General features: G+C 33.6%; 9 protein-coding genes. 7 read left to right on the top strand and 2 right to left on the bottom strand.

Annotated features, from left to right (window positions below):
• The first annotated feature begins 82 nt into the window (after positions 1-82).
• From N178_RS25595 to arr, 4 genes are all read left to right on the top strand, one after another.
• Entirely contained in the window at positions 83-595 is a 513-nt protein-coding gene (locus N178_RS25595) for an HTH domain-containing protein (RefSeq protein WP_237758611.1), read from the top strand.
• A gap of 230 nt (positions 596-825) precedes the next feature.
• Positions 826-1,440: a winged helix-turn-helix transcriptional regulator gene (locus tag N178_RS25295; protein WP_045295609.1), complete on the top strand. Its 615-nt coding sequence runs from the start codon at positions 826-828 to the stop codon at positions 1,438-1,440.
• A gap of 597 nt (positions 1,441-2,037) precedes the next feature.
• A complete protein-coding gene (locus tag N178_RS25290) occupies positions 2,038-2,577 on the top strand; it encodes a DUF3967 domain-containing protein (protein ID WP_045295608.1) in 540 nt (179 codons plus the stop codon).
• A gap of 178 nt (positions 2,578-2,755) precedes the next feature.
• Positions 2,756-3,172, top strand: a complete 417-nt coding sequence (gene arr, locus N178_RS25285) for an NAD(+)--rifampin ADP-ribosyltransferase (RefSeq protein ID WP_045295607.1) — start codon at positions 2,756-2,758, stop codon at positions 3,170-3,172.
• Positions 3,173-3,416: 244 nt separating this feature from the next.
• Here arr and N178_RS25280 read toward each other — a convergent pair whose 3' ends face one another.
• On the bottom strand, positions 3,417-3,980 hold the full coding sequence (locus N178_RS25280; RefSeq protein WP_045295606.1) for a hypothetical protein: 564 nt from the start codon (positions 3,978-3,980) through the stop codon (positions 3,417-3,419).
• A 200-nt stretch (positions 3,981-4,180) separates the two neighbouring features.
• Between N178_RS25280 and N178_RS25590 the strand changes: the two genes are divergently transcribed.
• The 3 genes from N178_RS25590 (at position 4,181) to N178_RS25265 (ending at position 7,329) form a co-directional block, all read left to right on the top strand.
• Positions 4,181-4,867, top strand: coding sequence for a hypothetical protein (locus N178_RS25590; RefSeq protein ID WP_052942439.1), 687 nt, complete (start codon positions 4,181-4,183; stop codon positions 4,865-4,867).
• A 416-nt stretch (positions 4,868-5,283) separates the two neighbouring features.
• Positions 5,284-6,702, top strand: coding sequence for a MobV family relaxase (gene mobV / locus N178_RS25270; RefSeq protein WP_080890260.1), 1,419 nt, complete (start codon positions 5,284-5,286; stop codon positions 6,700-6,702).
• Between the two features lie 459 nt (positions 6,703-7,161).
• Positions 7,162-7,329, top strand: coding sequence for an aspartyl-phosphate phosphatase Spo0E family protein (locus N178_RS25265; protein WP_045295605.1), 168 nt, complete (start codon positions 7,162-7,164; stop codon positions 7,327-7,329).
• Between the two features lie 130 nt (positions 7,330-7,459).
• On the opposite strand, the gene N178_RS25260 is transcribed toward N178_RS25265, so the two are convergent.
• Positions 7,460-7,792 (bottom strand): hypothetical protein, encoded by a 333-nt coding sequence (locus N178_RS25260; protein ID WP_045295604.1) that lies wholly within the window; start codon positions 7,790-7,792, stop codon positions 7,460-7,462.
• Positions 7,793-7,974: the final 182 nt, after the last annotated feature.

Below are 7,974 nucleotides of genomic sequence, written 5' to 3'. Positions count from 1 at the left end.
AAGTAAGAGAAGTTATAGGAGGAAATATCATCTTGCATTTGAATACTAGTACTATACTTTTAAAACGGAAGTGGAGGCTAGTATGATGCTAGTAAAAAAGATGTTAAATGGAATTATGATGAAAGAAATTACAATTAAAGAATTAGCTGATCAGTATGGTGTAAGTACTCGGACCATTCAATTAAGGATTAAGAAACTAGGGTATGAATGGGACAGTAAGCAAAGTATTTATCGTTATGTTGGGGAAGAGCCAGAACCTTTAGAAGTTGATTTTAATACCCTTGTTTCTAAAAATAGTAAAGTACTAGCAGAACAAACGCAAACTACTAGTGAAATAGCAGCTAATATTAGTAATATAAATGAAAGTGAAAGTACTAGTACTAGCTTTTTAAAAGCTAGTACCAATGCTAGTAAAGTAGATGCAATTGATATTTTGCTACAGAATCCAAAAGACCGTTCTAAAAGAATATATAGGGGTTTTTATTTTGATGACGACGTTTTAAGTATTATTGATCGAGTTCCTAGGAGTTATAAATCTGAATTGGTGAATGAAGCTTTGAGAAAAGTATTTAAAGAAAAAGGGTTATTAGACTAAAGAACTCACCTACATTTTAGGTGAGTTTTCTTGTTTATTCTACAAATAGGGTTTGCAAAAATGTAGGATTTGGTAGAAAATTATACATAAGAAAAAGCCCTCAAGTTTTCGCGGACTCGGAGGACTTCTTCTAAAAAATATTAAGAAGGGATTAACCTTCAACTACATAACTTTATAAATGTATTCTAACACAATAAGGTTAGTTCCTTCCACAAAAAAATGGAGGAATTATGGTGAATAAAGCACTACAATCAGCTGAAAATAAAGCTAGGTTAAGAGATTTTGAAAATGAAAGAGAAAAATCAAAAAATGATTTCTATGGGGTTGATCAGGAAGAAATAGATCAAGCAATACAGACTGTAAGTAAAGCAGCTGGAGGAAAAGAGGTCTATTTTGGCATTAAAAAATCCCCTAAGTCTAAGGTGAAATTTGTGCAGATTAACCAACTAAATTTAGGATATCTGATGGAAAAAGAATATTTTAAAAACGAAGAAATGAAATTTTTATTTAGGGTAATGCCTTATATTGCTTTTCGTTCTAATTGTATTGTCGAGGATATCACTAAAAAGAATGCTATTCCAATTACTCAGGCTGAATTGGCTAAAAAAATAGGAAGTAGCCAACCTACTGTAAATCGTTTAATAAAGCAATTAATTGATAAAGGTATCATTGCTAAAGCAGAGACAGGACGTGAAGGTGTTTCAGCTAGAAGTTATGCATTATTTTTAAATCCTAATATTATTTATTCTGGTGATAGAGATGATGTAAATGAAACGTTACAAATGATTTTTAAAAAGATTAATATTAAACCCTTATTTAGAAATTTACCCGAGAAGATTTGTTGAGAGCTATTGACATAGCTCTTTTTTTTATTTCTTTTGATTTTCATATATATCGATTTCGATATATAAGTATATCGAAATCGATATATATGAAAAATCTTAAAAGCCTTGGTACATATAGGTTTATTAACCTTCGAACTCTTTGTTCCTCTCACTCTCTATTAAATAGCAATTCGCTGATAGAATTGCAAGGGTCTTTTTATACTTTTTTCGTTAAAACTATAAAACTAAAATAGCTATTTAAAATACAAGGTGCGAGTAGTATTTTTTTAGAAAATCACTTAAAAAATCTCCACTCTTTTCTCCTTGTATTTTAAATTTCGGCAGGCATGGTTATATCGCCAAGCCGAAACATACCCAAAACGAAGTTAAAGATGCTCGGCTTACGACAGCCATTATACCTGCCGAACCGCCAGAGCAACTGTCCAAAATTCTACTCTTTTTCATAATGTATCAACACTATTTTTAAAGCCAGCCTCACACCCCAAAACGAAGGCGGCCACGTGATTGTAAAATATAAGTCAAAATGATCTTTTAAAAGGGACTTTTCTTTTATATATAGAATGACATATCATAGGACATAGCAGGAGGTTGTGCGATATGTCAGGTGACACAAAGAAGCAGAAAAAGGTTTATACAGCAAGGGAAGTAGCTACCCTTTTAGCGATACAGAATACTACTGTTCGTAAGTATTCTCAGCTGCTTGAAAAAGCAGGGTACCATATCCATAAAAACGAGTTGGGCCACAGGGGTTTTTTTGATAAGGACGTAATTGTTTTACGTAAGATTAGAGAGTTAATAAAACACCCTGATATGTCACTGGATCAAGCTATAAATGTAGTAATATCAATGGTTGGCGAAGGTGATGTGTCAGACCGTGACACAGAGGAATTAGTGACATATCAAGGGACACAACAGTATGAGCAATTACTAAAACAATTTGAAGACTTTAAAGAAGAACAAATGAAATTTAACCAAGAATTATTGAAACAGATTCAACAAAGAGATGAGTATATTTCAAAGAAATTAGAGAATAGAGATCGTGAACTTTTAGATGCTGTTAAGGGAATGCAAGAAACTCAAAAACTTATTGCTGCCAGTGAAGAAAAGAAAAAGAAGTGGTGGGAATTTTGGAAATAAAAAAAGGGCTGCTAACTAATTAGCAGTCCTTTTTTTATTAAATGGTTTGTTTCCGATCACATCTTAATCTCTACTTTAATTATAACCCTATTTAAAAATTATTTATAGACTGTTTTTTCACTCATGTCCGGCCTTATACTGTTATACACAAGTCAAAAAGTATAAAGGATGTGGCTATATGAATGACAAGAAAAATGTCTTAGATCCTGGTCCGTTTTTTCATGGTACTAAAGCAGAACTAAAGATTGGAGATCTGCTTGAGCCGTTGTATTTATCTAATTATCAGGATAAAAAATCTAACCATATCTATTTTACTGGAACATTAAACGCTGCTAAATGGGGTGCTGAATTAGCAAGATCTAATTCAAAAGAGAGAATTTATGTTGTAGAACCATTAGGCGAATTTGAAAATGATCCAAATTTAACTGACAAAAAATTTCCTGGAAACCCAACACGTTCTTATAGATCTAAATCTCCTTTAAAAATAGTAGCAGAGTTAGGGTCATGGGAAAGACACTCTGATGAAGAAATAAATCATATGCTTACGTCTTTAAAAAAGTTAAGCGAAGAAGGAAAAAATGTAATATACGATTGAGTCTGACGTTATTACAAAGATATAAGAGAAGCTTTGTTGAAAAAAGGCACCTTTAAGGTGCCTTTTTTTATGTAGTGAGCTATGTTGTATATGATATGTCCTTTTAATACTTATTACAGTGGCCTTTGTCAGCTTCTTTAAGAAACAAGTATTAGCTGGATGTGATTTCAAGATACTTTTCTTTTGTTCTCCTGTTTTCATTGTATATTTTTGGCGGCCTTTGCTTTGAGTATGATTTGAAATATTAGCTTCTTCTTTCTTTTTTTACTTTTTCTACAGTTTTAAAAACTCTAGAATATATATCCTTTACGTCAGTTCTATCAAATTTATCGTTTTTAATTGCATAATCATATTGCCATGTATTGTAGTTATCTCCGTTTGGATTTCCTAAAACCCCTACGATGTAGCTTTGAGTATCATTTACACGATCAGCATATTGTTTATATGTTAATGAATTATCTACGAAAGGTAAAATAGAACCTTTTGATTCAACGAAAAAGAAGGGTATCTGACCATTGAGATATGTATCTTTATATTTTTTATTAGCTGCTTTAGACAAATAATCTTTTGAAATGATGACAGCATCATATGACTTAAGGTCTAGTCTATTAATACCCTCTAAAGATATCTTTTTAAAGTTAATCACATTTTTATTTTCATTAATTTCTGGTGTTTCACCTACAATTCCTATATTTAATTTTTCTCCTTCATAAACCTCTTTACCAGTATCAGTCTGCTCAGAACTGCAACCAATTAAGCTAATAATTAGGACAGTGAGTATGGAAAAAATCTTCATGTTTTTTTTCATAATCTTGATAGTGCCTCCTTGTGTAGTAATTGAAATATATATCCAATGATACATTTAGAAGAGATTAGTATAAACCTTATAATCTAATATAAGTAAAAAGTATCAAATATTGTTAATTGGGTTGATTACCAAATAATAGGGTATGTATAATAGGGTACAATTCCCATTTATGGTTAAAAAAGAGATATGGAGGTAATGATGTGTTTCAGAAATTTATTAAAATTGTAGGACTATCTATTATTCTATTAGTCAGTCAAATATCTATTAATCAAGTTAGTGCTGCAGAAAGTGATGATCAAGAATTAGACCTAGCTAAATTACAATCTGGTGAGCAACTTGAAAAAGATGGATTTACAGTTAAGTATTATTCGAATGAGGAAGCTGCTAAAAAGATAGCTGAAGATAATGGTGTCTCTAAAGAATCTGTTTTAAAGGAATTAAAGGGCGATAAAAATTCAAGTCAAAAAGCCAGAACATCAGCAACGGCAAATACGACTGCAACTGGAAAATGTGCTACTGGAGCTGTTGCTTTTTCAAGAACATTAGATGTGACGTCTTCATACAAGCCAAAATTACATATTTGGACAGAATTGTGTGAGAACAGTTCAGGGCAATATGTAATTAAAAGTATAATAAAAATATCGATAGATAGAAGTTACAATGGTATAAGTAAAGGTTTCAATGGCGATGCAACAGCCAAAGCTTTAAATTCAGGTAAAACTTTATTCTATGAAGTTCAGGGGGATTTTTACAATAATGAAAGTACGACTGCAGGAACAAGTGTAGGTCTCAATACTGCGGCTGCATCCGTAAGCTTTAACGTATCTCAAACTTCAAACTTTTACGAGTATTTATATCAGCAAGATAATATTAGGCTATTTGACTAAAAATATGTTCTGTCAACGGTAAATCGCAAGACCGTAAGGTCGAGAATTTAAGGAGTTGATAGATTTACCAGACCCAAACCCTCTTGGCACTCAAACAAACTCGTTTGTTTGACGCCAACCGGCGAGGGAGCCCCCTCAAAAGGTGAGGGGGTTGGGGGAGTTTTTTAGATGGGGTTAAGGGAGAGTTCCCTTACAGGTCGTGGACGGCGTCCACGGTCTTCATGAAAAAGGGCATCCTTAACGGATGCCCTTTTTCATTTTGGCGGAGCCAAACAAAGGGAGGAATACCGACCGCCACCTCGTAGAGCGCGCTCCCAATTTGATCGAAGATGAAAAATTGGTGTAGTGCGTTACACCAAATCTAAAATTGTGGTATGCTAGACCCAAGTACAGTGGTCGAAATGGGGTATTGAGCGATGGCCAAATATGGGATTATCCGCATGCAAAAGTTCCACAAAGACGCAATATTGGGGATCCAGAAACACAATCAAAGAGAAGGCGAGAATAGTAAAAATAAAGACATCGATTCAATGAGAACGATGCTCAACTATGACTTTGTGAATGAGGACAAAATTAAATACCACGAAGAAATTAAGAAAATGACGGCCACCCGTGTGAAGCGAAAAATTCGAAATGATGCGGTCCTGGTGGCAGAGTTCTTTGTGTCGGCCAGTCCGGAGTATATGCATGCGATGTCTCCAGACGAGCAGCGCAAATATTTTGAAGCATCATTGGATCATATTGCCGGTAAGTATGGCCAGCAGAATATTTTATATGCGGTGGTACATAACGATGAAGCGACGCCACACATGCACGTGGGTTTTGTTCCGATTACGGAGGATCGACGCTTGGCGGCGAAAGAGTATTTTCATGGTAAAACCAAGATTCGTAGAATCCAGGATGACTTTCATAACTACATGAACAAACGTGGCTATGACATTGAGCGTGGCGAGCCGAGCGAGCTGCAGCATAAAAGTGTGCATGAGTTTAAGAAACAAGAACGTGAAAAAGAGCTAAAGCATCTGCAACAACTAGTGGCTCACAAGGAAAAAGAGCTTCAACAGATGGATAATTTAGTGGAGTTGAAAGCAGCACCACCCGTTGAGATACGTAGCGAGAGACGGATTGAAGAGTTATGTAGTCAACCTCTTGAAGTAGAGGCGGCCAAGAGTGTCATGGGTTCCAAGGTGAAAGTGGAAGAAGCAGATTTCCATGAGCTTATGAGTCTCACAAAAGAGCTGCAGCAAACATTGGCGGCCGAGCATGAGCGTACCCATGCGTTGAGTCACGAGCTTGATCGTTATGAAAAAGAGAATAAGACATTGAAGCATGATTTAAGTGAAACAAAGCAAGAATTACAGATATACGCGGCGCATCAAGATGGCGAAGTAGAGAAGGCAAAAAAACAAATGCGTCAGAAGCTTGTCCGTGATTTTTCAGCTGAACAGAAGGAAAATGTGAAAGATGAGGTTAAGAGAGAACTAGATACGCAATATAAAGCTCATATAAGCTCTCTCAGCGATGATTTAATGATTGAGAAGCAGAAACATGAGAAAACGAAAAAAGAGCTTGTACAAGTAAATGAAGTGAATGAGAGCTTAACGAAGATGAATATTGGTTATATAAAGGATTATGTGCCAAAAGAAGAGCTAGATAAGGCGAATGAACAGGTTCATGAATTAAGAGAAGAGAATAAGACTTTGAAAGCCTGGAAGGAAAAAGCCTTGAATTGGATTGATAAGAATGTGGAGAAGATGAAACAGATATCATTTTTTCAATACGTCGGCGGGATCCGTAAGCAATCAAAACGCCAGGAACAAGACTTAGAACGGTAAAAAGGAGACATGAAGTTGAGCAAACTTAAAACGATACTCTTACTTATTGCTTTTGTAGTTGTAGCTGGTTATGATATTTTTTTATTGTTGAATGCTTATCATTACGGTTTTTCTGGTCAGTAAATTTAATTAAAGCCATATAAAAAAAGCTATTTCAATCGTATTGGCATCGGAGTGAAATAGCTTTTTCTATATTACATTCAAGAGTGTTCTGGTTCGTCATGGATATCTTTATATGTGAAGTATATCACAAACCTTTTTGACTGTGAAGATGAAAATCAAAATTTGTATGACAAGTTTTGATTTTAAGATAAAATTCCGTTGTATAAGGACATTTGTATACTGTAAAATATTATTTGTATACAAATAAAAAGATAAAATTAATATAAAGTTGATTATTTTAAAACCAATCAACTTTACATTGATTTTGCCATTAAAAGCAAATGGGTGAGGGGAATATTGGAGTCTCATAAAGTGATCTTAAAAGAAGCTTTAACAGTTGAGATTGAAAAAGAAAGGAAATCTCTGATTAAAACGGCATTTAAAGAGGGGTTTACAAGTAATAATACTGTAGAAATTAGTCAATTTATTGACGAGATGTTAAATGAATTAGAAAAGATTAAATAGTCCTGTTACATGTAAGAAAATAGTCTTATTAAGTATTAAATATGTGGTAAAATTAGTGTTCAAACTGATCAGCATAAAGAAAAGGCTTTTCTCTATTAAGAGAAAAGCCTTTTTCTATTTAAAATTTTATTTAATTTAAAATTAACTTTGGTTTATCTGGTGCTTTGAGGTAGTGAATTTTTTCACTGAGTATTTTTAGTGCTTTAAATTGTTCCGTTGTATAACCAATTACTCTAACATCAGGATCGTAACCATCCTCCATAATAAAGCATATATAAGCCTGTTTTATCTTATTTAAGGATTCTTGAATCTTTTCTTTTGTAAAAGATACGGTCATGGAATGGGTAAAGTACATATCACCAACAATCCTAGCAATTATTTCTTTATCATAATCAGTTTTTATATCTTGTTTCTTAACTATTAATGCTAACTTTTCATCTACTATTAGTAATTCAGCTTTCATTTGTATTTTTCACCAACCCTTGTTTATTGAATTATATATAGATTCTCATAATAATTGATTTAAGAATACAGTAGAAATTAGTGAATTTATTGATAGGATGTTAAATGAATTAGAAAATATTAAATAGAGCTATTAAAAACAACAAAAAAGCAACCTCGGCATTGGCCAATGAACGAGGTTGC

This window comes from Priestia aryabhattai B8W22, from assembly GCF_000956595.1.
Classification (GTDB): domain Bacteria; phylum Bacillota; class Bacilli; order Bacillales; family Bacillaceae_H; genus Priestia; species Priestia aryabhattai.
The sequence above is the reverse complement of the archived record's forward strand: the minus strand, read 5'-3'. Positions and strand labels throughout refer to the sequence as shown.

Excerpts from the sequence above, each read along its gene's own strand:
- N178_RS25260 (WP_045295604.1), bottom strand. The coding sequence starts at position 7,792 with ATGAAAGCTGAATTACTAATAGTAGATGAAAAGTTAGCATTAATAGTT.
- N178_RS25295 (WP_045295609.1), top strand. The coding sequence starts at position 826 with ATGGTGAATAAAGCACTACAATCAGCTGAAAATAAAGCTAGGTTAAGA.
- mobV (WP_080890260.1), top strand. The coding sequence starts at position 5,284 with ATGGCCAAATATGGGATTATCCGCATGCAAAAGTTCCACAAAGACGCA.
- arr (WP_045295607.1), top strand. The coding sequence starts at position 2,756 with ATGAATGACAAGAAAAATGTCTTAGATCCTGGTCCGTTTTTTCATGGT.
- N178_RS25595 (WP_237758611.1), top strand. The coding sequence starts at position 83 with ATGATGCTAGTAAAAAAGATGTTAAATGGAATTATGATGAAAGAAATT.
- N178_RS25290 (WP_045295608.1), top strand. The coding sequence starts at position 2,038 with ATGTCAGGTGACACAAAGAAGCAGAAAAAGGTTTATACAGCAAGGGAA.
- N178_RS25280 (WP_045295606.1), bottom strand. The coding sequence starts at position 3,980 with ATGAAAAAAAACATGAAGATTTTTTCCATACTCACTGTCCTAATTATT.